General features: G+C 64.1%; 30 protein-coding genes. 21 read left to right on the top strand and 9 right to left on the bottom strand.

Translation table 11 applies throughout. The features are described from left to right. Positions 1-3 precede the first annotated feature (3 nt). Entirely contained in the window at positions 4-1,155 is a 1,152-nt protein-coding gene (locus tag ACIPUD_RS14035; protein WP_446480850.1) for an ATP phosphoribosyltransferase regulatory subunit, read from the bottom strand. A 734-nt stretch (positions 1,156-1,889) separates the two neighbouring features. Between ACIPUD_RS14035 and ACIPUD_RS14040 the strand changes: the two genes are divergently transcribed. Further along, a complete protein-coding gene (locus ACIPUD_RS14040) occupies positions 1,890-2,834 on the top strand; it encodes a helix-turn-helix domain-containing protein (protein WP_240543985.1) in 945 nt (314 codons plus the stop codon). Positions 2,835-2,843: 9 nt separating this feature from the next. Here the strand turns inward: ACIPUD_RS14040 and ACIPUD_RS14045 are convergent, their stop codons facing one another. Then, positions 2,844-3,596, bottom strand: coding sequence for a 16S rRNA (uracil(1498)-N(3))-methyltransferase (locus tag ACIPUD_RS14045; protein WP_018453443.1), 753 nt, complete (start codon positions 3,594-3,596; stop codon positions 2,844-2,846). A gap of 208 nt (positions 3,597-3,804) precedes the next feature. Between ACIPUD_RS14045 and ACIPUD_RS14050 the strand changes: the two genes are divergently transcribed. Continuing rightward, the gene (locus ACIPUD_RS14050) at positions 3,805-4,464 is read left to right on the top strand and encodes a hypothetical protein (RefSeq protein ID WP_085350104.1); all 660 of its coding nucleotides are present in this window, start codon (positions 3,805-3,807) and stop codon (positions 4,462-4,464) included. After that, a complete protein-coding gene (gene ubiA, locus ACIPUD_RS14055) occupies positions 4,461-5,393 on the top strand; it encodes a 4-hydroxybenzoate octaprenyltransferase (protein ID WP_085361275.1) in 933 nt (310 codons plus the stop codon). Before ACIPUD_RS14050 ends, ubiA begins: the two co-directional genes overlap by 4 nt. On the opposite strand, the gene ACIPUD_RS14060 is transcribed toward ubiA, so the two are convergent. Then, complete coding sequence (locus tag ACIPUD_RS14060; RefSeq protein WP_085350102.1) at positions 5,390-5,908, bottom strand: DUF6101 family protein; 519 nt, start codon at positions 5,906-5,908, stop codon at positions 5,390-5,392. The two genes, ubiA and ACIPUD_RS14060, sit on opposite strands and share 4 nt — an antisense overlap. A gap of 264 nt (positions 5,909-6,172) precedes the next feature. On the opposite strand from ACIPUD_RS14060, the gene ACIPUD_RS14065 reads away from it, so the two are divergent. From ACIPUD_RS14065 to ACIPUD_RS14095, 7 genes are all read left to right on the top strand, one after another. Further along, positions 6,173-7,576 (top strand): TldD/PmbA family protein, encoded by a 1,404-nt coding sequence (locus tag ACIPUD_RS14065; protein ID WP_085385431.1) that lies wholly within the window; start codon positions 6,173-6,175, stop codon positions 7,574-7,576. After that, the gene (locus ACIPUD_RS14070) at positions 7,563-8,381 is read left to right on the top strand and encodes an inositol monophosphatase family protein (RefSeq protein WP_085350100.1); all 819 of its coding nucleotides are present in this window, start codon (positions 7,563-7,565) and stop codon (positions 8,379-8,381) included. The genes ACIPUD_RS14065 and ACIPUD_RS14070 overlap by 14 nt, the downstream gene beginning before the upstream one ends. A 60-nt stretch (positions 8,382-8,441) precedes the next feature. Then, positions 8,442-8,684 (top strand): DUF4170 domain-containing protein, encoded by a 243-nt coding sequence (locus ACIPUD_RS14075; RefSeq protein WP_007596929.1) that lies wholly within the window; start codon positions 8,442-8,444, stop codon positions 8,682-8,684. Further along, positions 8,681-9,394: a lysophospholipid acyltransferase family protein gene (locus ACIPUD_RS14080; RefSeq protein WP_085361277.1), complete on the top strand. Its 714-nt coding sequence runs from the start codon at positions 8,681-8,683 to the stop codon at positions 9,392-9,394. Before ACIPUD_RS14075 ends, ACIPUD_RS14080 begins: the two co-directional genes overlap by 4 nt. Continuing rightward, complete coding sequence (locus tag ACIPUD_RS14085; protein WP_085361278.1) at positions 9,357-10,703, top strand: 3-deoxy-D-manno-octulosonic acid transferase; 1,347 nt, start codon at positions 9,357-9,359, stop codon at positions 10,701-10,703. The genes ACIPUD_RS14080 and ACIPUD_RS14085 overlap by 38 nt, the downstream gene beginning before the upstream one ends. Beyond that, positions 10,696-11,712, top strand: coding sequence for a tetraacyldisaccharide 4'-kinase (lpxK, locus tag ACIPUD_RS14090; RefSeq protein ID WP_446480851.1), 1,017 nt, complete (start codon positions 10,696-10,698; stop codon positions 11,710-11,712). The genes ACIPUD_RS14085 and lpxK overlap by 8 nt, the downstream gene beginning before the upstream one ends. Before the next feature lie 246 nt (positions 11,713-11,958). Continuing rightward, complete coding sequence (locus tag ACIPUD_RS14095) at positions 11,959-12,294, top strand: GYD domain-containing protein (RefSeq protein WP_007596925.1); 336 nt, start codon at positions 11,959-11,961, stop codon at positions 12,292-12,294. 327 nt (positions 12,295-12,621) lie between these two features. Here ACIPUD_RS14095 and ACIPUD_RS14100 read toward each other — a convergent pair whose 3' ends face one another. Further along, positions 12,622-12,903, bottom strand: coding sequence for a hypothetical protein (locus ACIPUD_RS14100; protein WP_231190246.1), 282 nt, complete (start codon positions 12,901-12,903; stop codon positions 12,622-12,624). Positions 12,904-13,308: 405 nt separating this feature from the next. Between ACIPUD_RS14100 and ACIPUD_RS14105 the strand changes: the two genes are divergently transcribed. Beyond that, positions 13,309-13,614, top strand: coding sequence for a hypothetical protein (locus tag ACIPUD_RS14105; RefSeq protein WP_204512394.1), 306 nt, complete (start codon positions 13,309-13,311; stop codon positions 13,612-13,614). Positions 13,615-13,630: 16 nt separating this feature from the next. Here the strand turns inward: ACIPUD_RS14105 and ACIPUD_RS14110 are convergent, their stop codons facing one another. Beyond that, positions 13,631-13,858 (bottom strand): DUF2093 domain-containing protein, encoded by a 228-nt coding sequence (locus tag ACIPUD_RS14110; protein ID WP_007596922.1) that lies wholly within the window; start codon positions 13,856-13,858, stop codon positions 13,631-13,633. Between the two features lie 175 nt (positions 13,859-14,033). Between ACIPUD_RS14110 and ACIPUD_RS14115 the strand changes: the two genes are divergently transcribed. Next, a complete protein-coding gene (locus tag ACIPUD_RS14115; RefSeq protein ID WP_446480852.1) occupies positions 14,034-14,858 on the top strand; it encodes a dienelactone hydrolase family protein in 825 nt (274 codons plus the stop codon). A gap of 259 nt (positions 14,859-15,117) precedes the next feature. Continuing rightward, complete coding sequence (locus ACIPUD_RS14120) at positions 15,118-15,288, top strand: hypothetical protein (protein WP_166517608.1); 171 nt, start codon at positions 15,118-15,120, stop codon at positions 15,286-15,288. 263 nt (positions 15,289-15,551) lie between these two features. Here ACIPUD_RS14120 and xseA read toward each other — a convergent pair whose 3' ends face one another. Beyond that, on the bottom strand, positions 15,552-17,174 hold the full coding sequence (xseA, locus tag ACIPUD_RS14125; protein ID WP_446480853.1) for an exodeoxyribonuclease VII large subunit: 1,623 nt from the start codon (positions 17,172-17,174) through the stop codon (positions 15,552-15,554). A gap of 137 nt (positions 17,175-17,311) precedes the next feature. Here xseA and ACIPUD_RS14130 point away from each other — a divergent pair, with 137 nt between their 5' ends. The 6 genes from ACIPUD_RS14130 (at position 17,312) to ACIPUD_RS14155 (ending at position 22,470) form a co-directional block, all read left to right on the top strand. Next, positions 17,312-18,322, top strand: a complete 1,011-nt coding sequence (locus ACIPUD_RS14130; RefSeq protein ID WP_446480854.1) for an alpha/beta hydrolase — start codon at positions 17,312-17,314, stop codon at positions 18,320-18,322. Further along, entirely contained in the window at positions 18,319-18,873 is a 555-nt protein-coding gene (locus ACIPUD_RS14135; protein WP_446480855.1) for a hypothetical protein, read from the top strand. Before ACIPUD_RS14130 ends, ACIPUD_RS14135 begins: the two co-directional genes overlap by 4 nt. Then, the gene (locus ACIPUD_RS14140; RefSeq protein WP_018453460.1) at positions 18,873-19,172 is read left to right on the top strand and encodes a winged helix-turn-helix domain-containing protein; all 300 of its coding nucleotides are present in this window, start codon (positions 18,873-18,875) and stop codon (positions 19,170-19,172) included. The genes ACIPUD_RS14135 and ACIPUD_RS14140 overlap by 1 nt, the downstream gene beginning before the upstream one ends. A gap of 322 nt (positions 19,173-19,494) precedes the next feature. Next, a complete protein-coding gene (locus ACIPUD_RS14145) occupies positions 19,495-19,674 on the top strand; it encodes a hypothetical protein (RefSeq protein ID WP_085357155.1) in 180 nt (59 codons plus the stop codon). 257 nt (positions 19,675-19,931) lie between these two features. Beyond that, entirely contained in the window at positions 19,932-22,112 is a 2,181-nt protein-coding gene (locus tag ACIPUD_RS14150) for a PAS domain-containing sensor histidine kinase (protein ID WP_446480856.1), read from the top strand. Beyond that, positions 22,105-22,470 carry a response regulator gene (locus tag ACIPUD_RS14155; RefSeq protein WP_018453464.1) on the top strand — a complete coding sequence of 122 codons (366 nt, stop codon included), beginning with the start codon at positions 22,105-22,107 and terminating at the stop codon, positions 22,468-22,470. Before ACIPUD_RS14150 ends, ACIPUD_RS14155 begins: the two co-directional genes overlap by 8 nt. Before the next feature lie 168 nt (positions 22,471-22,638). Here the strand turns inward: ACIPUD_RS14155 and ACIPUD_RS14160 are convergent, their stop codons facing one another. Beyond that, positions 22,639-23,175, bottom strand: a complete 537-nt coding sequence (locus ACIPUD_RS14160; RefSeq protein ID WP_377788330.1) for an REP-associated tyrosine transposase — start codon at positions 23,173-23,175, stop codon at positions 22,639-22,641. A gap of 98 nt (positions 23,176-23,273) precedes the next feature. Next, complete coding sequence (locus ACIPUD_RS14165) at positions 23,274-23,870, bottom strand: hypothetical protein (RefSeq protein WP_446480857.1); 597 nt, start codon at positions 23,868-23,870, stop codon at positions 23,274-23,276. Between the two features lie 152 nt (positions 23,871-24,022). Between ACIPUD_RS14165 and purD the strand changes: the two genes are divergently transcribed. Continuing rightward, on the top strand, positions 24,023-25,306 hold the full coding sequence (purD, locus tag ACIPUD_RS14170; RefSeq protein WP_446480858.1) for a phosphoribosylamine--glycine ligase: 1,284 nt from the start codon (positions 24,023-24,025) through the stop codon (positions 25,304-25,306). Between the two features lie 169 nt (positions 25,307-25,475). Continuing rightward, positions 25,476-26,378 carry an alpha/beta fold hydrolase gene (locus ACIPUD_RS14175; RefSeq protein WP_446480859.1) on the top strand — a complete coding sequence of 301 codons (903 nt, stop codon included), beginning with the start codon at positions 25,476-25,478 and terminating at the stop codon, positions 26,376-26,378. 144 nt (positions 26,379-26,522) lie between these two features. On the opposite strand, the gene ACIPUD_RS14180 is transcribed toward ACIPUD_RS14175, so the two are convergent. Further along, positions 26,523-26,981, bottom strand: coding sequence for a nucleoside deaminase (locus ACIPUD_RS14180; protein WP_204512384.1), 459 nt, complete (start codon positions 26,979-26,981; stop codon positions 26,523-26,525). Positions 26,982-26,989 lie beyond the last annotated feature (8 nt).

The following is a 26,989-nucleotide window of genomic DNA, read 5'->3' on the forward strand; positions in this document are numbered from 1 at the left end:
GACTTAAGCTCCCACCTTGCGGCCGATCCGGGTCAGCGCATCCACCCAGACCGAGAAACCGACCGCGGGGATCGGCTCGGCCGATCCAAGCTGGGTCATCAATCCGTCATAGCGGCCGCCGGCAACCAGCGGCTCGGCGCCGTTGCCGCGGTGATGCAGCTCGAATTCGAAGCCGGTGTAGTAGTCGAGCCCGCGCCCGAACGCGGTGGAAAAGCGCGTCGCCTTCACATCGATGCCGCGCGCCGCCATGAAGCCGACCCGGCTTTCGAACTGGTCGATCGCAGCACTGAGGTCGAGCTTCGCATCATTGGTGAGCGCGCGCAGCTCGGCCACGGCGTCGTCGGGGTTACCCGATATCGACAGGAAACGCTTGAGCACGGCGATGGCTTCGCGCGGTAGCGCGCCGCCCTTCAGCGTCGACTGCTCGAGGAAGCGGTCGGCAATCTCGGCCGTGGTGCGGCCGCCGACATTGGTGGTGCCGGCGATCGACATCAGATCGGTAACGAAAGCGAGTGCCGCCTTGCGGTCGGAGCCGGCGAGCGCCGCAAGCACGCCCTCATATTCGCTGCGGGTCGCTGTGGTCGCGGCTGCCAGCCGTTCCAGATCCTGCTCCAGGCTGATCTTGCGGTTGAAATCCTTGACCAGACGGCGGCGCCAGACCGGATAGAGGTCGAGCGCGTCGAGCAGCGCGTTGAACAGCGCCACGTCGCCGGTGCGGATCTCGACGTCGCGAACGCCGAAGGCGGCGGTCGCCTCCAGCGCCAGCGCCAGCATTTCGGCATCGGCCGCGGCGCGGTCCTGGCGGCCGAACGACTCGATGCCGGCCTGCAGGAATTCGCTGCTCTGGCCGTTGCGGTAGCGGAACACCGGGCCGAGATAACTGAATCCGGCCGGCTGGCCGGCACGGCCAGAGCTGAGGTAATCGCGGGCCACCGGAATGGTCAGGTCCGGGCGCAGGCATAGCTCCTCGCCGGAGAGGTCCGTGGTCAGGTACAGGCTCTTGCGGATGTCCTCGCCGGAGAGATCCAGGAACGGTTCGGCCGGCTGCAGGATGGCGGGCTCGGCCCTGACATAGCCGGCCTGCGCGAACGACAGCAGCAGCGTGTCCGCCCAGGCGGCGGAGCCGGCAGCATTTGAGGTGGCAGTCGCGGTCATCTCGCGGTCCATCGTCCCGGTGGAACCGGGCAGGGCAAGCAGGGAACGAATTGCCGCAGGCCTTAGCATGGCCTGGAAGCGGTTTCGACCTCCAAAGGATCAATCGCTTAACAGCGCCGGAGTGACGCGCCGTCAGCAGAGGATGCGAAGCCCAATTCAGGCATCGTCGCCAAGCTAGGTAATATAATACCTAATCGCGCTGCGGCCGATCGAGTTAGGTTGGACGCCTCACGCTCGTTCATTCGGCCAGCGAGCTCTCCGGGCCGCTTCCACGAAGGAATGGCCGCCTGGCCGGAATGCTCGCCGCCTCGCATGTAACCTCATCCGCGAGCTGCTTGGCCCGGTTGAGGGTGTCCACTGGTCGCATGCTCAATTTGGGTAGGGCGGACGATCCGTTCGCAGAGCCTTCGTTTACCATGCGAAAGTTGGTTTCCGATTCATGCGGCAACGCACAGATGTAATCCGAACGGTCGCGCGACACACGCTGGCCTGTATGCTGTTTTGATCAGCGAGATGTTCCGGCACTACGACTTAGATCCACTCGACCTTCTGATCGTTCGTGCCATTCTCAATGCCCCGCGACCTGCGGCGCGCCGGGGCCAGAGGGCCGGGTGGTTTGCGTCGCGCTAAAGTCGCCGTCTCTACGAAGAAGGTCAGGTAAGCAGCAGAACATGGATCAAAGCCGTCTAGTCCCTGCTCGCGAGGCAATGCAAAAGATAGCGGCGGATCGCTTGATGTCGTTCCAGGATCTCAAGCCATCCTCGGCGCTCGAGCTCAAATCGTATGACATCGATCATTTCGGTGAGACCGAGAAATACGCCGGCGCATCGAGCATGCCGTTGTCTGTCGGGACGACCGCGATCATGCGTGCCCGGCTCACCTTGCCGACCCTGACCCTGTCGCTGTTGAAAACCTTCCCCCGGATCATTCGCGGCTATCAGCTCACCAATGCTGCCGCAGTGGTGGTACCGATGGATCACGTGACCTCTGCCCGCATAAACGGGCAATCGACCGGCGGTTCTGTTGTCATTCTAAAAGGCGGTTCAGATTGCTTGGTGCATGAGCCGGAGGGGCGTCTGCTGGCGGTGGTCTACTTCAGTCCATCCGGGCGGGAGCCATTGCCTGAATTGAGCGATGGATGCCATTTGCTGAATCCGGCGCCGGACGTGCTTGCCTCGCTGCGCCGTCTGATCTCGATCTCGCTTGAAACCGCGGCAAATGACCCGGACTTCCTGAATGAGCCGGCTTCGCAAACGATTGTCGAACGGTCACTGCTCAGCACGATGGATGCGGCGATCTGGTCCAGTGTCGCAAGCGCACCTGCGTCGTCCACCACCGAGCATTATCGGCGGATCGTGGCTGATATGGAAAAACTGATTCGGCGCGATCTGATGATCTGGCACAAGACCACCGAACTGGCGGAACAGGCGGGCGTGTCGGTCCGGACTCTCCAGAGTGCGACACGGGCCATCTGCGGCATGAGCCCACATCGCTATAGCCGGGTCTTGCGCCTCTGGTCGGTACGCAAGCAACTGCGCACCGGCCGAGCAGGCCGGAGTGTGAAGTCCTGCGCGCTTGCGCATGGTTTCTGGCATCTCAGCGAATTCGCAGCGAGCTACAGAGAGGCTTTCGGAGAGTTGCCTTCGGAGACCCTGAACCGATCGCTACGAGGCGAATAGCAACGTGCCTTAGCCGCGTTCGCCACCCCAGTCGCCCAGCACCGCCTGCACCAGCGCCAGCGCGGCCACCGCGGCGGTGTCGGCCCGCATGATGCGGGGTCCGAGCGCCAGCCGCAGGATTTTCGGCTGCCGCAGCAGCAGGACCCGCTCTTCCTCGGCAAAGCCGCCTTCGGGTCCGATCAGCACGTCGATTCCCTCCCCGGCGCGTGCGGCTTGCAAGCTCCGAATGGGGTTTTCGAGCTCCGCCGCCTCGTCGCAGAAGATCAGCAGCCTGCCAGCGGCGCGCTGGGTCAAGAAGCGCTCCAGCGGCACCGGCTCGGCAACGGTGGCGATGCTGAGAATGCCGCATTGCTCGGCCGCCTCGACGACATTGGCGCGCATCCGCTCGGTATTGACGCGTGAGGCCTGGGTGAATCGGGTCAGAACCGGCTGCAGGCTGGCGGCGCCCATCTCGATGGCCTTCTGCACCATGTAGTCGAGCCGGGCATGCTTGAGCGGAGCGAAGATGTAGGCGAGGTCGGGCAGCCGGTCCTGCGGCCGGGTCTGCTGGAGGATGACGAGACCGTCCGGCCGCTTGCGGCCTTCAATGGCGGCCTGCCACTCGCCGTCGCGGCCGTTGAACGCCAAAACCTCGGCCCCGGCGGCAAGCCGCAGCACATTGCCGAGATAATTGCTCTGGTCGCGGTCGAGCTCGACCCTGCCGTCCTGGGCAAGCGGGGCGTCGACGAACAGGCGGGGGCCGCGGAAATCGTGGGAAGGCATCGTCAAAGGTCCGATTTGCCGCCGTTCTTAACCGAAAGCAGTCCTTTCGGGGTAAATTTTGCCAAAATGGTGCGTCGGCGCGCCGCGCTCCCGCCCTATTCAACGGGTTGTTAAGGGCCGGCGGGAATCGTAAAATCGCGAGCACGCCGGTTGCGCTTCAATTGGGAAGACGCCGAACCCGCATGCTCCTGCCGGAGAGACTGCCTTGATGATCCGTCATTTGATGGTTCCGATCACTGCCGCCATGGTCACGATGGGCGCCGTTGGTGCCTATGCGCAGGGTTTTCCCGCGCCGCTGCCGGGCCAGGCCCCAACCAGTTCCGCCTTCCCGCCCGTCAATGGCTCGGCGCCCGTCGCCTCCGTCGGCGGCGCGCCGCAATCGTCCTTCCCCGTGAATGGGGCCGCTCCTGTCGGTGGCGCCGGCGCCTTCAGCGCGGCCCCGCCGACGCAAGCCGGTCCCGGCGAGGACTGCATGAAGGCGTTCATGCCTCTGCGCGAAGATGCCGAAAAACGCGGCAAGCTGATCAAGGCCGCGAGCGACCGTCACGCCCCGCCTGACGAGGCCTGCAAGCTGATCCGCAACTTCAGCCAGGCTGAGACCAAGATGATCAAGTACATCGAGGCCAACGCCTCGAAGTGCGGGATTCCGGCGCAGGTCGGCGCGCAGATGAAGGACGGCCACAAGAACACCGAGGCCATGGCGGCGAAGGTCTGCAATGTCGCGCAGCAGATGCAGAACCAGCCGCGCGGACCGGCCGGTCCGTCGCTGAGCGAAGTGCTGGGTTCGGGCTCGCCGCCCGAGGCCAATGCCGGCAAGAAGGGCGGCAGCACCTTCGACACACTCAACGGCAACGTCCTGACGCGATGAGCGACACGTCAGCCCGAGTTGCCGATTCCACTGGCAACTGGGTCGATACGCGTGCGCCGCAATGGGCGCGGCCTTATCTGCGCTTGTCCCGCTTCGATCGTCCGATCGGCTCCTGGCTCCTGTTGATGCCGTGCTGGTGGTCGGCGGCGCTCGCCGCCGGCATGGCCCATGACGTCCGCGGCCTGCCGCTCACCATCGTCCTGTTCTTCATCGGCGCCTTCGTCATGCGGGGGGCAGGCTGTACCTGGAACGACATCACCGACCGTGACCTCGACGACAAGGTCGAGCGCACCCGCTCGCGGCCGCTGCCCTCGGGCCAGGTGAGCGCGAAGCAGGCGCTGGCGTTCATGGTCGCGCAGGCGCTGATCGGGCTCGTGGTGTTGCTGCAGTTCAACCGCTTCGCGATCCTGACCGGCATTGCCTCGCTGCTGATCGTCGCGATCTACCCGTTCATGAAGCGCATCACCTGGTGGCCGCAGATCGTGCTCGGGCTCGCGTTCTCCTGGGGCGCCCTGATGGGATTTGCCGTCACCTTCGGGCGGATCGATGTCACCGCGCTCGTGCTCTATGCCGGCGCGATCTCCTGGGTGATCGGCTACGACACGATCTACGCGCATCAGGACGCCGAGGACGATGCGCTGATCGGCATCAAGTCCACCGCGCGCCTGTTCGGCGCGCATACGCACCAGGCGCTGATACTGTTCTACGGCCTCGCGGTGCTGCTGATCGGCGTGGCGCTGGCGTCGGGCGATGCGCGCTGGCCGGCCTGGCTCGGACTTGGGGCCTTCGCCGTGCATCTGGCCTCGCAGATCGGGCGGCTGAATATCAGCGACGGCGATCTCTGCAAGCGCCTGTTCTACTCGAACCGCGACGCGGGGGTGTTGTTGTTTGCGGGTTTGCTGGCCGACGCGGTGATGCGGACGGCTTAACTCCGGGCGATGATCTCGCGCTCATCGCGATGCACCGACAACTCCCGTGCAACACCGGTGCGGCGGCGCATCAGAAATTTCGGACGGCGGTCGCGAATCGCGTTGGCGCGGCGGCGGCGCGGCGTGGGCTTGCGTGCGCCTTCGTCGAGCTGCGGAAGCGCGAACAGCTCGCTCCAGATCGCCCAGGCCTCAACGAGTTCGTCGCCATCGGCGCTGACCAGCAGCGGAATGGAGAGCGAGGGATCGCGATGCACGAGGACGAGGGTCTGGGCCTCGTCGTTGCCGCGCAGCGCGACGCCGATGAAGTCGCTGACGCGGACGTTGATCGCCATCCGCATGCCGCGGACGGCACGGTGCAGCACGACACGTTCGCGATGAAGCTCGATCTGCCGGACATATCCGTCGGCACGCGGATCATGCGCATCGAAGCGGACCGGAAGGGAAAGGGGGTCGAGCCGCAGGGAGCGGCTCGACCCGGCGGGAGCGATCCCGCTTGTTGCTGTTTGACGCCTCACGGCTTTAGTTCTCCCCGCCGGGATTATGTTCCCGGTCGATGCGAGGACCTTAGCGCGTGCCTTTCCGAAACCGCTTAAAAAGGCTGGTTAATCCAACCTCACCGCCGCGCATGATTGACAAGACCTTGGCGCGCATGATTGACGAGACGTTGCGCACAAGCTGCGAATCTGAGCTTTTGGTGGGCTGAAAATGCTTGAAGTCCGCGCGATCAGGGCACATCTGTGGGTTCCGGTCCCGCAGCCCGACCCAACAGGATTTCGTTTGTGAACCCTTCACCAAGCTCGACGCTTTCGCCCAAGGATTCGTCCACAGCCAGCCGCGACCTGTTCGACCAGTCTGCGCTCTCCGATCTCGCGCAGCGGCTGGTAGAGGCTGCCAGGCGCGCCGGCGCGGATGCGGCCGATGCGGTCGCCGTCCGTGGCGTCTCGCAAGGCGTCGAGGTGCGCGACGGCCGGGTCGAGGAATCCGAACGTTCCGAGGGCGACGATGTCGGCTTGCGCGTGCTGGTCGGCCGACGCCAGGCGGTGGTCTCGACCAACGACGCCAGCGGCGATGCCGTGACCAAGCTTGCCGAGCGAGCGGTTGCGATGGCGCGCGTCGCGCCCGACGACAAATATGTCGGCCTTGCCGATCCCGCACTGCTCGCGCGCGACTTCCCCGATCTCGATCTGCTCGACCCTGACGTGCCCGCGACCTCGGAGCTCGAGCGCCGCGCGCTCGAAGCCGAGGCTGCGGCGCTCGCTGTGAAGGGCGTGACCAAATCCGGCGGCGCCTCGGCCTCCGCCGGCATGGGCGGCATGGTGCTCGTCACCAGCACCGGCTTCCACGGCTCTTATCTGCGGTCCAGCCAGGGCATCTCCGCCACCGCCATTGTCGGTGACGGCACCGGCATGGAGCGCGACTACGACTTCACCTCGGCGCCGCATGGTGTAGACCTCTTGTCACCGGAGATCGTCGGCCGTTCCGCGGGCGAGCGCACCGTGGCGCGCTTCAATCCGCGCAAGGTCGAGACCTGCAAGGTGCCTGTGGTGTTCGATCCGCGCGTCGCGGGCTCGCTGGTCGGTCACGTCGTCGGCGCCATCAATGGTGCTTCGATCGCGCGCAAGACCAGTTTCCTGAAGGACAAGCTCGGCCAGCAGCTGTTCGCCAAGAACATCCGCATCATCGACGATCCCCTGCGCAAACGCGGCCTGCGCTCGCAGACGTTCGACGCCGAAGGCGTTGCCGTGAAGAAGATCGCGCTGATCGAAGAAGGCGTGCTGACGACCTGGCTGCTCGATTGCGCCACCGCGCGTGAGCTCGGTCTCACCACCACCGGCCATGCCCATCGCGGCGTCTCCTCCTCGCCGTCGCCCGGGCCGTATAATCTGCATCTCGAACCCGGCACTCCCACGCCGGCCGAGCTGATCTCCGACATCAAGCAGGGGTTCTACGTCACCGATTTGATTGGCTCGGGGGTCAACGGCGTGACCGGCGATTACAGCCGCGGCGCCTCCGGCTTCTGGATCGAGAACGGCGAACTCACTTATCCCGTGAGCGAGGTGACGATCGCCGGCCATCTGTTCGAGATCTTCAAGTCGATGCAGCCGGCGAACGATCTCGAGTTCCGCTACGGCGTCAATGCGCCGACGGTGCGCATCGAGGGTTTGACGCTTGGCGGACGTTGACGCGAACGCAACAGGTGGAGCCATCCTGACGCGCGACGCGGCGCTGCTGCAAGAGACGGTGCGGGAGGCGGGCGCACTCGCGCAGTCGATGTTCCGCACCGAGCTGAAGAAGTGGACCAAGGGCGCGTCCTCGCCGGTCTCGGAAGCCGACATTGCCGTCAACGATCTCCTGGAAGCGCGCCTGCGCGCGGCGACGCCCGACTATGGCTGGCTGTCGGAGGAGAGCGCCGACGACGAGGTGCGGCTGTCGCGGCGGATGACCTGGATCGTCGATCCCATCGACGGCACCCGCAACTACCTCAACGGCCACGACGAATGGTGCGTCAGCGTCGCGCTGGTCGAGGATGCCTCGCCCGTCCTCGCCGCGGTGTTCGCGCCGACGAGCGATGAGTTCTTCTTCGCCGCCCGCGGCCAGGGCACGACCCTCAACGATGTGCCGGTGCGGGCGACGGCGGGATCCGAGCTCGACTTCTCGCGGGTCGCGGGTCCGAAGCCCCTGGTTGAACGCCTGAAGCCGTCACTGGGCGAGATCAAGCTGCATCCGCGAATCGGTTCGCTCGCGCTGCGGCTGTGCCGCGTCTCCCATGGCGCGCTGGATGCGGCTTTTGCGGGCGGCAACAGTCATGATTGGGACCTTGCCGCGGCCGATTTGATCGTGCAGGAAGCCGATGGTAGGATGAGCGATCTCTCCGGAGATCCCATCCTCTATAACCGCCGGCAAGTCACGCATGGGGTGCTGGTGGCAGCGGGTTGCGATCGTCATGCGAACATTGTCTCGCATTTTCGAAACCGCCCCTTGCCGTGAAGCGCTTTCTCGTGCTTGTCGAACACTGCTTTGCCGGGCAGCCCGTTAGGAACAGAACCGATGCCAGATAGTGCCCCGCAACAACTGCTCCACCTCGTCGTCGGCGGCGAGCTCGTCGATCTCGAGCACAACACCTTCAAGAACCTCGACGACGTCGAGATCGTCGGCCTCTATCCGAACTATGCGACCGCGCACGCCGCCTGGCGTGCCAAGGCGCAGAGCACGGTCGACAACGCGCAGATGCGCTATTTCATCGTCCATCTCCACCGGCTGCTCGACCCGAATCAAGAACCGGCGCGTTGAAAAAGCTGCTTCGCAATACGCTGAGGAGCAGTTTCGTCCAGCGTGCCGTCGGAATCCTGGCGGCGGAATATCTGCGTCTGGTGTGGCGGACGAACAAATTCACGTTCGATCCGCCCGACGTCTATGACCGCGTCGAACCGCAGATCCCGGCGATCTTCGCGTTTTGGCACGGTCAGCATTTCCTCACCCCCTTCATCAAGAACAAGGACTGGTACAAGGCCAGGGTCCTGATCTCCCGTCACCGCGACGGCGAGTTCAACGCGATTGCCGCCGAGCGGCTCGGCATCGGCACCATCCGCGGGTCCGGCGACCATGGCGGCGCGTTTCACCGCAAAGGCGGGGTCGGTGCCTTCAAGGAAATGGTGCGGACGCTCCAGGACGGTTGTAATGTCGCGCTGACCGCCGACGTCCCCAAGCGCTCGCGCGTGGCCGGGCTCGGCATCATCATGCTGGCACGGGAATCGGGGCGGCCGATCATGCCTTTTGCGATGGCGACCAGCCGCTTCGTCCGGCTCAAGAACTGGGACCGCACCACCATCAACCTGCCGTTCGGGCGGGGCGCATTGGTCGGCATCAAGGAAATCCACGTTCCACCGGATGCGGACGCCGCCACCATGGAAGCGCTGCGGCTCGAGCTGGAGGAGACCTTGAACGAGGCGACCCGCCGCGCCTATGCGCAACTCGGCCGGCCGGGACCTGCAGATGCCTAAATCGCTGCCCGGCTCGCTGCCTTTGACGCTGCGGATGTACCGGCGCCTGGCGCGCGGCCTGGTGCCGCTCGCGCCTGTGCTGATCAAGCGGCGCCTGAAGCAGGGCAAGGAAGATCCCGCGCGCGTCGGCGAACGGCGCGGCCTGTCCCGGGACGTGCGGCCGCACGGCCCGCTGGTCTGGATTCATGGCGCCAGCGTCGGCGAGGTCCTCGCCGCGGCGGCATTGATCGAGCGCTTGCGCGATCTGAACCTGCGCATTTTGCTCACCTCGGGCACCGTCACGTCGGCTGCTATTGTCGCAAAGCGCTTTCCGCCCGACGTCATCCATCAATACGTGCCGTATGATTCCCCGCGTTATGTCGCGCGCTTCCTCGACCATTGGAAGCCGTCGCTGGCGCTGTTCATCGAATCCGATCTGTGGCCGAACCTGATCCTGGCAGGCGCCGCGCGCCGCGTGCCGATGGTGCTGATCAACGGGCGAATGTCGCCGCGCTCGTTCCCGCGCTGGCGCCGCATGCAGGGCACCATCTCGGCGCTGCTGTCGCGTTTCGACATTTGTCTGGCGCAGTCGAAGACCGATGCCGAGCGCTTCTCGGCGCTCGGCGGCCGGGACGTCGTCACCACGGGCAATCTCAAGCTCGACGTGCCGGCGCCGCCGGCCGATCCTGCCAAGCTCGAACGGCTGATGGCGATGACGCGCGGGCGTCCGATCATCGTCGCGGCCTCGACCCATCCGGGCGAGGAGGAGATGCTGGTGGCGGCGCATCGCAGCCTCAGCGGATTCTTCCCGCAGCTCCTGACCGTGATCGTGCCGCGCCATCCGGATCGCGGCTCCTCGATCACGGGCCTGATCACGGCGTCCGGCCTGAAGCCGGCCCTGCGCTCGCGCGACGAGCTGCCGACGGCGACCACCGACGTTTATGTCGCCGACACCATGGGCGAGCTCGGCCTGTTCTATCGCCTCTCGGACATCGTGTTCATGGGCGGATCGCTGATCCACCATGGCGGCCAGAATCCGATCGAAGCGATCAAGCTCGGCGCGGCCATCGTCCATGGTCCGCACGTCTTCAATTTCGCCGACGTCTACGAGGCGCTCGATCACAGCGGCGGTGCGCGCCAGGCCGACACGCAGGAGCTGCTGATCAAGCAGCTCGGCCAGCTGCTCGCCGATCCTGCCGTGCGTCACAAGATCCAGCAATCGGGCGCCGGCGTGGTCGAGGATCTCGGCGGCGCGCTCAACCGCACCATGACCGCGCTCGAGCCTTATCTTCTGCAGTTGCGGATCGAGATGGGGGCCGCCAATGCGTGAGCCGGCCTTCTGGTACCGGCCACGTTCGCTCGAATCGTACGCATTGGGGCCGCTGGGTGCGCTCTACGGCGCGATCACCGAACGGCGGATGCTGCGCGCGGGCGTCGACGCCGGCATCCCCGTGATCTGCGTCGGCAACTACCATGTCGGCGGCGCCGGCAAGACGCCGACCGTGCTGGCGCTGACGAAGCTCCTGCGCGAGCTCGGCGAGACGCCGGTGGTGCTCAGCCGCGGCTATGGCGGTAGCCTCAGGGGCCCGGTAATGGTCGACCGCATGCGTCACACCGCGTCCGACGTCGGCGACGAGCCGCTGATGATGGCGCGCGACGTTCCCGTCACGGTCGCGCGCGACCGCCTCGACGGCGTCGTGCTGGCGAAGTCGCAAGGCGCCACCGTGATCCTGATGGACGACGGTTTCCAGAACCCGCGTCTTCTCAAGGACACCTCGCTGATCGTGATCGACAGTGAGCGCGGCCTCGGCAATGGCAAGGTGTTTCCGGCCGGTCCGCTGCGTGCGCCGCTGGAGGCGCAGCTCGCGCGCACCGACGCGCTGGTCGTGATCGGCGGCGGCCGCGCCGCCGATGGTGTCGCCGCCGAGCTAGCCAGGCGCAACAAGCCGGAACTGCGCGCGCGGCTGAAACCCGACGCCGAGGCGGTCGCAAGACTGTTGGGCAAGCCGGTGTTCGCGTTCGCCGGCATCGGCGATCCCGAACGGTTCTTCCGTACGTTGCGCGCCAGCGGCATCGAGCTCGCGCGCACGCGCGCCTTCGCCGATCACCACATGTTTTCGAACGAGGAGATCGCAGCCGTCGCTGCGGAGGCGTGGCGCGAGCAGCAAACACTGGTGACGACCGAAAAGGATCTCGCTCGCCTGCACGGCCGTGAAGGCGTGCCGGATGACATCGTGCCTTTCGCGGTGCAGCTCGAGTTCGATGACCCGGTTGCGCTTCGGCAATTGATCAGCGATCATCTCTACAAGGCGCGCGAGCGGCGGTTTTCCAGGCGATGATCTCGTAAGGTGGGCGAGATCTGATCGGGACGACATGTCGCACTGATGAATTTCCTTCCGCACGTTCGGGAGTTGATGTAGCCTCGCATGAGAGCCGTCACCGGGACGTGCCGAACTCCCGGAAATCATCGACGGCGTTTATGCCCACGGCGGGCAGTACCTTCATCATTTCAGATGCAGCGGCCGTAACGACGAGTTCGGAACGGCAGGGAAAGTCATTGCCAAAAACCCAGAGGAGAACATGCCATGCATTTTTGCCTCACCGGACAATACACACCCCGCGCTCTCAATGCCATTTTGGAGAACCCCAAGACCGATCGTCAGGAGGCGGCAAGAAAACTCATCGAAGCGGCCGGCGGAAAGCTGATTTCGATGTTCAGCGTTGCGGCCGACGGCCCAGGCGTGTTGGTGATTTTCGATGTGCCTGATCCGGGTGCGGCTCCGGCCATCTCCGGCCTGACCGTCACGGCGGGCACCCTGCAGAACGTGAAACTGACGCGGCTGTTCACGCAGGACGAGATCAAGCAGGTTCGCCAGAACGCGGCGAAGCTGCGTTCTTCGTATACTCCGCCCGGAAGCTGACATCCGGATCTAAAGCGAAGCCGCCGCAGTCGAAGGAAGCGGCGGCAACGCTCACCTCACAGCAAGAATCACGTCTGCAACCGAGGCAAGGCGAAGGCCTTCCAGCCTGCGTTGACGAACCATGCTGTCCGGTGCGTGCTGCGTCCGCGGCGTTCAGCAGTCAATCATGCTCACCACGCCCCAACGGCCATCAATCCGATAATGGTCAGGCATGAGACGCAGGCCACCATGGCGGTATAGTACTCGGGTGTATTCATTGCTGCCTCCCAAACTGTTGCCAACTGCTTGGTCACTGGTACGGGGAGAGATCGCCGGTCTCGGGCCGCTTCAATTCGGCGCGCGGCGACCGGTCTTGCGTTGTGCGTCCGTCCTCTCATCGTCACCCTGATCCGGATGATGATGCGCGTCGAGAGCTTCAAAGCGTTCAGCTGCGATCAGAAGCTGTTTCCGCATTTCAGCGAGGCGGGCGCGGCAATATTCACGATAGAGCAGGTCTAATATGGTGGGCATGATCACCCCCATCGTTGATTTTCGATTACAGATATTCCACCGCAAATTTTCGAGGTGATCGTAGCCCGACAGATGGCTCTTCGATATGAGCCCGTTCACAGACTGCGCCAATTCCAGAGCTCAGTGGCGGCTTGGCTGACTTGATTGTCTGTGCGATAAAAAGAGCAGGGCCAGTTACCTAAGATGAAGCATAGCGGCGCTTTGTTTCACCAAGACTTCGTCAAACAACCTAAGAGCGCCAATCGCAACAAAGAATCCAACCACAACGCGAAATAACTAACCATGGAGTGCAAGCACTCTTCGATGCAACGCGGATTGGCATAACGGAAATCATCTCGGCTGTGAGAGCAGCATTTCCGATGCGTCCGAACATGCCTCGTGAAAAAGCTGCACCGCTCGTGCTATGCCGGCAGGGCAGCTGCGCTTTGCCCATCGACAGCAGCCTGCCATTCAGGCGCCATTCATCGCAAGCTCCTATCGTTTTCAGACGCTCAGGAGAATGCGATGAAGTTGCCGTCCGCCGCCGTTGCCGCCAGTCTTGTGGGTCTGGTCGTGGCGCCGGTGTTTGCACAGACGGCACCGCCGGCGGCGTCCACCGCCACAGTGCCGGTTCCCGCGACCAAGCGCGTGACGTGTCTTTCCGCGACGGCGAGCCTGAAGGGACAGGATAAGCGCGACCAGATGCAGCTCTGCATGGCGCAGGCGCGGCTCGATTGCCTCAAGCAGGCGATCGATCAGAAGATCGTCGGCGAGACCAGGAAGAGTTTCATCAAGACCTGCGTGGGCGCGGATGGCGCGGAGCAGCGATAGACGCGCGGCTGCGGCCTCACGCCTGCGGCTTGGGCGCGCCCGGGTAATGCCGCTCGAGCACGGCGGCGGGCGTGGCGTAGGCTTCCTGCAGGTCCACGCTCCAGTATTTCAACTCGTCGAGCGGAATGCGCGTATCGGTGATCGCGCAGCGCACGAAGGTCCCCGGCGAGATCACGCGGAAATCGCCGTCGAGATACTGCACCTGCGCTTCGCCATGGCCCGAAGGGCCGAACTTGTTCAGCACGGTCGAAAGTCTCCGTGGAAGGCCGCTCCGGGATCACATGGGAGGGCACGATGTGTTGGACGGGATGTAGCACAGATAGGGTGGCTTGTCCGCCCGGTAAACCCACCGGTTTGTGATGTTTTGGCGGCGTTTCCGCGTGATAGTGCTTGAGCGAAGGATCCAACGGCAAAGTTCGATGCGCCTTCCGTTCACCGCCCTGTTCCTGACCTTCCTGCTCTCGGCCGCGCACGGCTCGCCGGCACCGCAGCCGGTCGAGATTCCGCTGGCGTCCGGCGTGCTGCATGCGCAGCTCTACAAGCCCGAGGGCACCGGGCCGTTTCCGACCGTGATCGCGCTCCACGGCTGCGGGGGCCTCGGTGGCCATTCCGATTCCGTGCTGCCGCGCTACCGCGAATGGGCCGAGCGGCTGCTCAAGTCCGGCAACGCCGTCCTGCTCCCTGACAGCTACGGCTCGCGCGAGCTCGGGCCGCAATGCCGCGTCAAGGAGATCCACGTCAAGGCGCGGCGCGAACGCGTCACCGACATCGCGGCGTCGCGCGCGTGGCTGATGAAGCAGAGCTGGGTTGCGCGCGACCGCGTCAGCCTGATGGGGTGGGCCAACGGCGCCAGCGCGCTGCTCTGGGCCGTGCGTCCGCAAAACCTTGCGCGCGAGACGGGTCCGGATTTCCGCGCCGCGATCGCGTTCTATCCGGACTGCAGGATTTCCGCCGGCCTCGGGTGGAGCACACGGGTGCCGACGCTGGTGCTGATCGGTGGCAATGACGACGTCTCGTCGCCGCCGGCCTGCCGCCAGATGGTCGATGGTGCGCATGGCCGCAGCGCGCTCGCGCGCATCGTGGTCTATCCCGGCGCCTATCACGACTTCGACCGCGCCAACACGCCGCTGCACGCAGCGAGCGGCAGCACCGACGCCGCCGCGCCCGAGCACGGCCATCTCGGCACCGATGCGGCAGCGCGCGCGGCGTCGCAGAAGGAAGTCGCAGAGTGGCTGGCACGGTGATGGCAGTGCCGTAGCCCGGATGAGCGTAGCGATATCCGGGTAGGCCTGTCCCGCATGTCGCTGCGCTCATGCAAGCTACATGTGGCGAGCGGGCTCGCCGCGCCGTAGCTCGTGAGAAGCGAAGGCGGGGCCGCCCGAGGGAACAACAGCGGACAGCCCCGCATCGACCACCGCCCTGCACGGAAAATGGCCGACCGTGACTCTACGGATCGCGCGCCGTGATGGTTTCATTTCGTAACGACGCCATCATTCGACCACGATGTCGATTAAACGCAATCCCATGCGCAACCGCTTCGTCCTGTTCTCCTCCGCCCTGATCGTCTTCACCGTCGCGGTCTTCCTGTTTGAAGCCCATGCCGGCGCGCCGCAACTCGCGCCGGAACATTGCGGCTTCTGGACCACGATCGACGCGGGATTGTCCTGCCGCTGAGACGCGCAGTCTTGTAGCCCGGATGAGCGTAGCGATATCCGGGGCCGCTGCTCCCGCATGTCGCTACGCTCATGCGGGCTACGACAGCGAGTTCGTGACACGCGTCCCACACACTCACTGTCACCGCCCGGCTTGACCGGGCGATCCAGTACGCCGAGGCGGTTGTGATGGATCGAGAAGCCGCGGCGTACTGGATTCCCGCTCCTGTGCGCAATTGCGCACAAGGCGGGGAATGACAGCCAGGGTGGAACGCCGCCCTCCGCCTAAAACAAATTCCCCTGATCCACCGGCTTGCCCACGCGCTTCGGCGCAGGCTTGGCGTCCTGCGCGGCTGGCTTCGCTTGCGCCGGCGCGCGCTTCGCTGCAGCCGCGGGCCGATCCGCATCCGCGGTCGCACCGACACGGCCATCCGCAAACTCGATCTCGACCCGTGCGCCGGGACCGATCTCATTCGCCGAATGCAGCGGATGGCCGGCCTCGTCCCGCACCAGGGCAAAGCCGCGCGCGAGCACGCCGCGATAGGACAAGGCGGAGAGCAGCTTGCCGCTGTTCTCGATGCGGGCATCCAGCCGCTGCAACAGCGTCACCAGCGCGCGGCCCGCGCGCTCGGCAAGGCGATGCGTGCGCTCGCGCTGGCGGTGAATCGCGTTGCGCTGCGCCTGCGCATTGGACAGTTTTGAGGCACGCAAGCGCACCTCCAGCCCGGCAAAGCGGTCGCGCCGCCGCCGCAAGAGCGAGCGTGCGGATAGGCCGAGCCGTTCGCCGCACACGGTGAGGCGATGATCAGCCTGCGCGATCTGGCCGTGCAGCACCCGCAGCGTCAGCTTGGCGCCTGCGGCGGTGAACCTTCGGAAATGCGCGTGGGTGTTGGCCTTGAGGCAGCGGGGCAGGGACGCACCCGCCGAATCCAGCCGCTGCCGCGGGATCGCCAGCAAATCGCCGGCGGCCGGCAGCGCGCGCGCGGCGGCACGCAGCTCGCTGCGGCGGCTCTCATGGCCGCGTTGCCAGCAGGACCGGGTGCGTCGCCCGAGATCGCCGACCTCGACGAAGAGATCGCTGCGCACCGGCACCGCCATCTCGGCCGCCGCCGTCGGCGTCGGCGCGCGCTTGTCGGCGACGAAATCGATCAGCGTGATGTCGGTCTCATGCCCCACGGCCGAGATCAGCGGGATCATGCTCTCGGCCGCGGCACGGACCACGATCTCCTCGTTGAACGACCAGAGGTCCTCCAGCGAGCCGCCGCCGCGCGCCACGATCAGCACGTCGGGGCGCGGAATCTTGCCGCCCTCCGGCAGCGCATTGAAGCCGCGGATCGCGGCCGCGACCTGCTCGGCCGAGCCTTCGCCCTGCACCTTGACCGGCCATACCAGCACGTGGCGAGGAAAGCGGTCCTCCAGGCGATGCAGGATGTCGCGGATCACGGCGCCGGTCGGCGAGGTCACCACGCCGATCACCTCCGGCAGCCACGGCAAAAGCTGCTTGCGCGCCTCGTCGAACAGGCCTTCGGCGGCGAGCTTCCTCTTGCGCTCCTCCATCAGCGCCATCAGCGCGCCGATGCCGGCCGGCTCCAGCGCCTCGATCACGATCTGGTATTTCGAGGACCCCGGATAGGTCGTGAGCTTGCCGGTGGCGATGACCTCGAGCCCCTCCTGGGGCTTGAAGCGCATGCGGCCGTGCACGCCCTTCCAGATCACCGCCTCGATCTTGGCGCTCTCGTCCTTGAGCGCGAAATAGCAATGGCCGGAGGAATGCGCCCCGCGAAAGCCGGAGATCTCGCCGCGGACCCGGACATGGCCATAGGTGTCCTCGACCGTCCGTTTCAGGGACTGCGAGAGCTCGGAAACGGTGAATTCGGGTGTGTTGAGCAGGGGTTCCGCTGAAGGCATCGGCAAACGATTCGGCATGTGGGGATCAGACCCGACGTTAAGGATTTTTGCAGCGCCGCGCCAATCCGGGGATTGACCAGAAGAGTACTCTGCAATATAGAGTTCTCTATATCTGAATAGGCTGAGAGGAGTAGATCATGGCAATTCGAGTGCTGCGCGGCGTTGTGAACGGGCTGAAATGGGCCCTGTGTGCGGTCGGCTGTGTGGCGCTGATCCTGGCTGCCATGATCGCAACGCCGCTGGAGCGGCCGCCGGAGATGAAGTCGGTCTCCGACTCATCGAAGGGGATAGACTGGTCCACGCTGCCTCCGCTCGAGCGCTTCCAGGCCCGCGACGGCACCTGGATCGGTTTCCGCCACTACGCTGCCAATGGTCTTGCAACCGGCCGTGGCGCGATCTTCATCCACGGCTCGTCCGGCTCCAGCGGCACCGTCAATCATGCCCTGACCCATGCCATCGCCGCGCGCGGCGTGGAGACCTGGGCGCTCGACATCCGCGGCCATGGTGGCTCCGGCACGCGCGGCGATATCGGCTATGTCGGCCAGCTCGAGGACGACCTCGTCGATTTCGTCGCTCAAATCCGCAAGACCGCGCCGGAGCTGCCGCTCACCTTGATCGGCCATTCCGCCGGCGCCGGCTTCTCGCTGCGCGTCGCCGCGACGCCGATCATGCAGGACATGTTCGTGCGCACCGTGCTGCTCGCGCCCTATCTCGGCTATGACGCGCCGACCAACAAGCCGCATGCCGGCGGCTGGGCCAATGTCGACCTGCCGCGCTTCTTCGCGCTGGCCACGCTGCGCAAGATCGGCATCGACTGCTGTTCGCAGCTTCCGGTGCTCGCGCTCGCCGTGCCCGCGACTTCGGCAAAGTACCTCGTCTCGACCTATTCGGACCGCCTGACGCGCAATTTCGCAACGCGCGGCTATCGCACCGATTTTCCGGCGACGACCCGCCCGATCACGATCTTCGGCGGCGCCGAGGACGAGATGATGATCTCGGACAAGTACGCGGAGACCGTGCAGGCGGTGAAGCCGTCGGTCGACGTCAAGATCATCGACGGCATCAACCATATGGGCATCGTCACCAACCCGAAGGCGATCTCGGTCATCGCCGACGATGTGGCGACGCGCGGGACAGGGCAGTCATGATCGACAGCAAGGAAGCCTCGGCGGCGCTGGCCGATATCGACGACATCGTCCAGCGCGTGAAGCAATCGCAGCTCTACGAGCTGGCGAGCTTTGCTGCCGTCTGGTGGGGCGCATTGGTGTTCGCGGGCAATCTCGTGACCTGGCTTTGGCCGGTCTATGCGGGCTACGCCTGGGTTGCCGTGGACGTTTTGGGCGCCGGCGGTCTGGTGGCGCTGCGCATTCTCAATCCGCCACATTATTCCCATGGCGTCGGTTTCAACGTCAGACTGCTTCTGGTGTTCGCGCTCTTCTTCGCCTTCGGTTATCTCTGCACCAGCGTGATCGGTCATTTCGGTCCGCGCCAGCTCGGCACGTTCTGGCCGCTCTACTTCATGCTGTTCTATTCGCTGGCGGGTCTCTGGTTCGGCTATGCCTTCATGGCGATCGGTCTCGGTATCTCCGCGCTGACGCTGATCGGCTATTTCTACATCGGCGAGGCGTTCCCGCTCTGGATGGCCTTCGTCAATGGCGGAGGCCTGATCCTCGGCGGCCTCTGGATGCGGCGGATCTGATGGCCGAGCTCGACGACATCATCCACCAGCCGTTGCGGCTCAAGATCATGGCGGCACTGAACGCGCTGCCGGCCACCGCAGGATTGGAATTTTCCCGGCTGAAAAAGCTCACCGGCGCCACCGACGGCAATCTCGGCGCGCATATCGAGACGCTGGCGAAAGCAGGCTACGTGTCGGTGGAGAAGGCGTTCGTCGGCAAGAAGCCGCAGACCACGGTGACTGCCACAGCCGCCGGCCGCGGCGCGTTTGCGCGGCATGTCGCGACGTTGCAGGAGATCATCGCGGGGAAGCAGGGGTAGGACGTACTCAAAAACGTCGGCTTACTAACGCAAAGCGGAAGTCTCCCACCTCGGGCATGATCGATGGCTTGTGACCCGAAGCTGACCTGCGAGGCTCGCCCGTACAACGATAGTCCATATCAATTTGGGGATTGCCGGCATTGCGATGCCCGATTGCTGCGGGTCCAAAGCTATCTCGATACACGCTTCTTCAAAACCGTCCGCATCTTCAAGTGCCAGGAGCTCATTGCGACGATTGAGGCACCCACGACATCGATTAATCTATGTTAAAGCCGCGCCCCGTAACTGGGAGGTAAAACGTTCCCAACGGGGAAGGCGTGCGATGGACTACCGCGCTTATATCATGGGCGAGGACGGGCGGATCAGCGGCGTTCATGAGATGGATTGCGCCGACGACGAGGAGGCCACAGCCAAAGCGAGACAGCTGCTCGACGGCCACGATTTAGAAGTGTGGCACAGAGATCGGCGCGTCACTGTTCTCAAGCACCACACAAGACAGTAAGGCCGCTCAGTGGCGGTCGCGGCCATGCAATGTCCCCGGTCAGGCGGCCCTTAGCGGACATGCTCATCAGCTTGTCCTGACGCCGATAACCGCCATTAGCGGACCCTCGCGAACCCGTACCTACGGGGGGAACCAAGGGGCCCGTGATGCGTTAAGAGCAGTTCGGCGGGCCGGAGGGGCGTCCGCCCATGTTTATTGCACGAACGACGCTCGTATCGGGTCGTCGTTCCTCTCGCCCCCGAGAGCCGGGCACCCGCATGTCGAACGTAGAAGAATTCCCACTCTCCGCCCGGCACCGCCCCACGGAGTTCGAGGCCCTGGTTGCGGCCGGCGCTGCCGCGCTCGATGCCATTCCGGGCGCAGTCTATCTCTGTGACGCGGAGGGGCTGCTGGTCGCCTATAACGCGGAGGCTGTGGTGCTGTGGGGGCGCACACCTGATGTTGGGAGGGAGCGCTTCTGCGGTTCACACCAGCTCTACCTGGTGGATGGAACTCCCCTCGCGCATGCCGACTGCCCCATAGCCACCGCCGTTCGCGCGGGAACGCCGACGCGCAATGCCGAAGTGATAATGGCGCGGCCGGATGGCTCTCGCTTCACGGCCTTGGTCAACATCCGCGCGTTGCGCGACTTTTCTGGTCGCATCCAGGGCGCCATCAATTGCTTCCAGGACATCACCGGACGCAAGCAGGTCGAGGAGGAAGTCCGCCGCACGACGCAGGATCTGCAGGACTTTTTTGACAATGGCGCGGTGGGCCTTCACATCGTCAGTGGCGAGGGAATTATCATTCGCGCCAATAAGGCCGAATTGGATCTGCTTGGCTACCGGCCCGAGGAGTATATCGGGCGTCATGTCGCCGAGTTCCACGCCGACGCTCCCGTGATTGGCGATATTCTCCAGCGTCTTTCGTGCGGTGAGCCGCTGCAGCGCTACCCTGCCCGGCTGCGCGCCCGCGACGGCACGATCAAGCATGTCCTGATTACCTCGAACAGCCGCATTGTGGACGGCAAGTTTGTCAACACGCGCTGCTTCACGACCGACGTCACCGAACTGCATGCTGCCGAAGAGGCACGGCAAGCAAGTGAGGCGCGGCTTGCGGCGACTTATGAGGCCGCCAGCGTCGGTATTTCGGAGACCGACGAGAACGGTCGCTTCTTGCGGGTGAATGATTCCCTCTGCCGCATCACCGCGCGCAAACGCGACGAACTGTTGGGGATGACCTTCCTCGACTACACCGATTCCAACGATCAGACCGAAGATGCCGAACTGTACGCGCGGCAAGTCCGCGGCGACATCGAGAACTACACGGTTCGCAAGCGTGTGGTACGGCCTGACGGGTCCGTTCGCCATCTGGATATCTTCAGTTCGTCGGTGCGGGATTCGGAAGGCTGCTTCCTTTATGGCGTGCGGGTCGCTCAGGATGTCACCACCACCAAGCAACTGGAGGATCGCTTGCGTGAAGGCGAGCAGCGCATGCGCGATCTCCTCGAGGCGTTGCCAGCAGCCATCTACACGACGGACGCCAAGGGGCGCATTAATTTCTTCAATCGGGCTGCCGTCGAGATGGCGGGCAGAACGCCGCAGCCAGGCGACGAATGGTGTGTGACCTGGAAGCTCTATTGGCCCGACGGCTCGCCGCTGCCGCACAATGAATGCCCGATGGCTGTTGCGCTGCGCGAAAACCGGCCGGTTCGCGGTGCCGAAGCGGTGGCCGAACGTCCAGACGGCAGACGCGTGCCGTTTATTCCTTTTCCAACGCCGCTGCGCGACGCGGACGGCAATCTTGTCGGCGCCATCAACATGCTCGTCGACATTAGCGAGCGGAAGAACGCCGAGAACGCTCAAAAGGCTCTCATCGACGAACTAAACCACCGTGTGAAAAACACCCTGGCCACGGTGCAATCTCTGGCGAACCAGACCGCCCGTCACGCCGCCGATCTGCAGGAATTTCTGCCGACCTTCACGGGACGGCTGCTTGCGCTCGCCCGCGGACATGACCTGCTGACGAAGCGAAACTGGCAGGATACGCCTTTCGAAAAGCTCGTCCACGATATCGTCGCTCCGATGTCGGGCGGACGGGTGCTGACTAGCGGGCCGCACGTTGAGCTAGACGCCCGCATGGCACTGAGCATCACCATGGTGCTCAACGAGCTTCTGACTAATGCGGCGAAGTACGGCGCACTCTCAGTGCCGAATGGATCAGTTGCGCTCACTTGGCGGATCAGCGCCGGCGAGCGCTCGCCAGCCGTGCTGGATTGCGAATGGCACGAACGTGGCGGACCACCTGTTACGCCTCCAAAGCGGCGCGGCTTCGGCACGCGGTTGATGGAACGTTGCGTCGAGCATGATCTCGCAGGTGAGTTCGATCTGGTATTCGAGCCGGAGGGCACTCGCTGCCGCATGGTGTTTCCCATTATGCCTGCAGCGTCCAATGGTTGAGCTGTCCGGCGCCAAGGTTCTCCTGGTCGAAGATGAGGGCCTTGTGGCCCTCATGCTCGAAGATATGCTTGAGGAACTGGGCTTGAAGGTCGTTGCCTCAGCAGCCCACGTACAAAAGGCGTGCGAACTCGCGACGACGGCATCGTTCGATTTGGCGCTCCTTGATGTGAACCTGGCTGGCGAACTTGTTTTTCCGGTAGCTCGCATCTTGCGGGAGCGAAGGATTCCCTTCCTGTTTAGCACGGGTTACGGCGGACCTCCGCTCGAGGAGGAGTTCAACAGTTCGCCCGCGATAGGCAAGCCGTTTTCTATCGATCAGTTGAACGAGAAATTGCGGGCGATTCTGGCGCTCCCATAGCAGGACGGCTTCGCGCGTTTCCTTGCGTCGGATGCCGATCCGGGCGCCGTGTGCAGGTGCCGAAAGCGAGTACGATTCTCCGGGGTCCGAGGCATCAAGGGGCCAACGCTGCTTTACTGGTACAAAGCTCGTAGGATGGGTTGAGCCCTTGCGAAACCCATCGCTTCTCTATCCCCGTTCTCCGAAATCGCGGCCGTCATCCGACTGATCGCCGGCCCAATCGGCCGGGTAATTGCCGAACTTTATGTGGCGATGAAACGAGGAGGGCGCCCAGTCACGGACTCTGTCGACGAGCCCGTGCTTGACCGGATTGATATGAACATAGTCTACATGCCGCGCGAAATCAGCTTCGTCGCGAATGGTATGCTCCCAATATCTGCGTTGCCAGATGCCCCGTTCACCTTTGGCCGCGCGGCTTGGGGATATCCTCTCGTTGCGCGCCAGGCCGCGCGAAAAGGTGGATTTGATCAACTGCCAGCGCATTGCAAAATCGGCACCACCTTCTGGCAACGTCCACACCGTGTGAAGGTGATCAGGCAGCACCACGATGGCATCGATCGTGAATGGATGGCGTCGGTGCGTTTCACGAAACGCCGTGCGCAACAACCCGATATGATCCGTCAGCAACGCTAGCTTCCGCTCCGCCAGGTTGACCGTGAAGAAGAAGCACCCACCCGGAAGAAAGTTGCGGCGGTACGCGGTCATGACGGGACGTTACCACGAAACAAGTGCGATGGGTTTCGCAAGGGCTCAACCCATCCTACGGGCTGCTTACGGTACAAGGTGAGCGTAAAATGGGTCCGTTAGAGTGACTGCGTGATGGTTTTCAACTGGGTTACTGCCACCGGCGCAATGCCCGCGTTCCGAAGGAGCGAGAGGAGCATCAAAAACTTTGCGTGCGAAATGCGATTTGGAAGTGAAGTGTTGTGAGCAACGATGAACTTTCTGATGGCTGTGAAGCCAGCAACGGTATCAGCAAGCTCGCGGTGAAACTGCGTTACACTTGAGGTAGCAAAGCCCCCTGCCTTGCGAAGTATTGCCTCAAACTTTGATTGAAGCGGAGAGCCAACAAATCTGGAAAACATTCCTGCGACTAATCGAGTGAGATGCTCGTTGCTTCCCCACATGGAGGCCTTCGTGTCAATTATTGCCATGAGTTCATCGTTCGATGAGTACTTCGAAGCAAGCCAGATTTGGGCATACAAGCTCCATATAGACGAAGAACCGAGACCACTTAGCGTTTGTTTGATGTGTCCACGTACCCAACTATTGTCCGGCAAACGTGCCGCCACAATGGCACTGGCGATTTCGACAAGGGACGCGTCATCTACGAGATGGCCATCTTGAAGGATTTGGGTAAGCAAGTTGAGCTTGAGAGCAGGAGAGCCGGTCAATCCCATCGCTGGTCGTCTGCGTATGGTCCCGATGAATTCGGGCTCGCGCCTCAGCGGCGAGCGCCGGAATGACGGGGAGTTCGGGCGCCGCCCCCTTGAGCCCGGCCCCGATTCGTGCGACCTCCGCCCCCAGCAAATCCCTCATTTCTGAGCCCTCGATGCACATTCTCCTGCTTGGTTCCGGCGGTCGCGAACATGCCCTGGCGTGGAAGATCGCGGCCTCTCCCCTGGTGACCAAATTCTGGTGCGCGCCGGGCAATGCCGGGATCGCGCGCGAGGCGGAATGCGTGGCGCTCGACATCGCCGACCATGCCGCCGTGATCGACTTCTGCAAGGCGAATGCGGTCGAGCTCGTGGTGGTCGGCCCGGAGACGCCGCTGGCGGCCGGCATCGTCGATGACCTCACCGCCGCCGGCATCAAGGCGTTCGGGCCGAACAGGATCCCCGCCCAGCTCGAAAGCTCGAAGGGCTTTACCAAGGCGCTGTGCACCGAGTTCGGCATTCCGACCGGCGCCTACAAGCGCTTCACCAACGCCGCCGATGCGCGTGCTTACGTCCAGAGCCAGGGCGCGCCGATCGTGGTCAAGGCCGACGGTCTTGCCGCCGGCAAGGGCGTCGTCGTCGCCAAGTCGGTGCGCGAGGCGGAGGACGCCATCGCCATGATGTTCGAGGGCGGCTTTGGGGAGGCCGGCGCCGAGGTCGTGATCGAGGAGTTTCTGCCGGGCCGCGAGATCAGCTTCTTCGCGCTGTGCGACGGCGAGACCGCCATTCCGCTGGCGTCCGCGCAGGACCACAAGCGCGTGTTCGACCACGACGTCGGTCCGAACACCGGCGGCATGGGCGCGTATTCGCCGACGCCGCTGGTCACGCCGGCGATCCATGACGCGATCATGGCCAAAATCATTCTGCCGACGGTATCAGGCATGAAGCAGCGCGGCACGCCGTTTCGCGGCATCCTCTACGCCGGGATCATGTTGACGACGCAGGGCCCAAAGCTCTTCGAGTTCAACGTGCGCTTCGGCGATCCCGAGTGCCAGGTGCTGATGCTCAGGATGATGTCGGACATCGTGCCGGCCTTCCTCGCCGCCTGCGACGGGCAGCTGAAGAACTTTGACCTCCGCTGGCATCCGGAGGCCGCGCTCACGGTGGTGATGGCGGCGAAGGGCTATCCCGGCGACTATCAGAAAGGCACGCGGATCGAGGGGCTCGATGACGCCTCAGAGGTCGAGACCGCCGAGATCTTCCACGCCGGCACGGTCGAGAAGGACGGCGCCATCCTCGCCAATGGCGGCCGCGTGCTCAATGTCTGCGCGCTCGGCAAGACCGTGACGGAAGCGCAGGTGCGCGCCTACCAGGCCGTCGACCGCATCAATTGGCCGGAAGGCTTCTGCCGCCGCGACATCGGCTGGCAGGCCGTGGACGCCGAGAAGGCCAAGAGCTGACAGGCTTTTTTCGCACACGCGCGCAATTTCGCCCCGCCCGACGGCACTCCGAAATTATGTAGGCGGTTGTTGGACTTAGCTACTGTGCATGGGGTTGTTTTTCGACTTTTTGTTTTGGGGCATTCTCAACACCGAACAGATCCCACGCTGACAGATAAGGATGCAGAAGATGTCCGATCTCGCCGACCTCTATCCCGGCTTCGCCTCCGAATGGATCAACACCTCCTTCGGCCGCATCTTCGCCCGCGTCGGCGGCAAGGGACCGCCGCTGTTGCTGCTGCACGGCTTCTCCGAGACCAACGTGATGTGGCACCGCGTGGCGCCGCAGCTGGCCGACCAGTTCACGCTGATCATCGCCGATCTGCCCGGCTATGGCTGGTCCGACATGCCCGAGAGCGACGCGCTGCACATGCCCTACAGCAAGCGCGCGATGGCGAAAGCGATGGTGGAGGCGATGGAGCGGCTCGGCCACGTGCACTTCGCGCTCGCCGGCCACGATCGCGGCGGCCGCGTCTCGTATCGGCTGGCGCTCGATCATCCCGGCCGGCTGTCGAAGCTTGCGGTGCTCGATATCCTGCCGACCTATAATTACTGGGAGCGGATGAACCGCGCCTATGCGCTGAAGATCTATCACTGGACTTTTCTGGCGCAGCCCTATCCGCTGCCGGAGACGCTGGTCGCGAGCAATGGCGAGTTCTTCCTGCGCTTCAAGATGGCGAGCCAGACCAAATCGAAGACGCTCGATGCGATCGACAAGCGCGCGCTCGAACACTACATCGCCCCGTTCCGCGATCCCGCCCGCGTCCACGCGATGTGCGAGGATTATCGCGCCGGCGCCTATTTCGACTACGATCTCGACAAGGCCGATTTCGAGGCCGGCAAGAAGATCACCATTCCGATGCTGGCGCTGTGGGGCAATGCCGGCGTGGCGCAAGCCGCCGCCACCCCGCTCGACATCTGGAAGCAATGGGCGACGAACGTGGACGGCATGCCGGTGGATTCCGGCCACTTCCTTACCGAGGAAAACCCGGATGTCACCGCGAAGGCGCTGCGCGAGTTCTTCTCGGTCTAGGCCACGCTGTTCGCCACACACTCAACTGTCATCGCCCGCGAAGGCGGGCGATCCAGTACTCCGAGGCGGTCATGATTGATCGATACGCCTCGGCGTACTGGATGCCCCGGTCAAGCCGGGGCATGACAGCGGAGGGCGTATCTCCTACCGCCGCTCACGAAAGAAGTCCTTGAGCAGCCGCGCCGCCTCGCTTTCGCCGACCCCGGAATAGACATCCGGGACGTGATGGCAGGTCGGCTGCGTGAAGAACCGCACACCTGATTCAACCGCGCCGCCCTTGGGGTCGGCGGCGCCGTAATAGAGCCGCCTCACCCTTGCAAACGAGATCGCGCCCGCACACATGGTGCACGGCTCCAGCGTCACGTAGAGGTCGCAGTCGACCAGACGCTCGCTGCCGATCTTTTTGGCCGCCTCGCGCAGCGCCACGATCTCGGCATGCGCCGTGGGGTCGTAGTCGGTCAGCGTCCGGTTCGCCGCGGTGGCGATGACCTCGTAATTGCGGACCACGACGCATCCGATCGGAACTTCGCCCGCCTTTCCGGCGTTTTCGGCCGTTTTGAGCGCCAAATCCATGAAAGAGGGGGCTTTCAAGCCTCGTATCATCGCGAGAA

The organism is Bradyrhizobium sp. CAR08 (assembly GCF_052871955.1).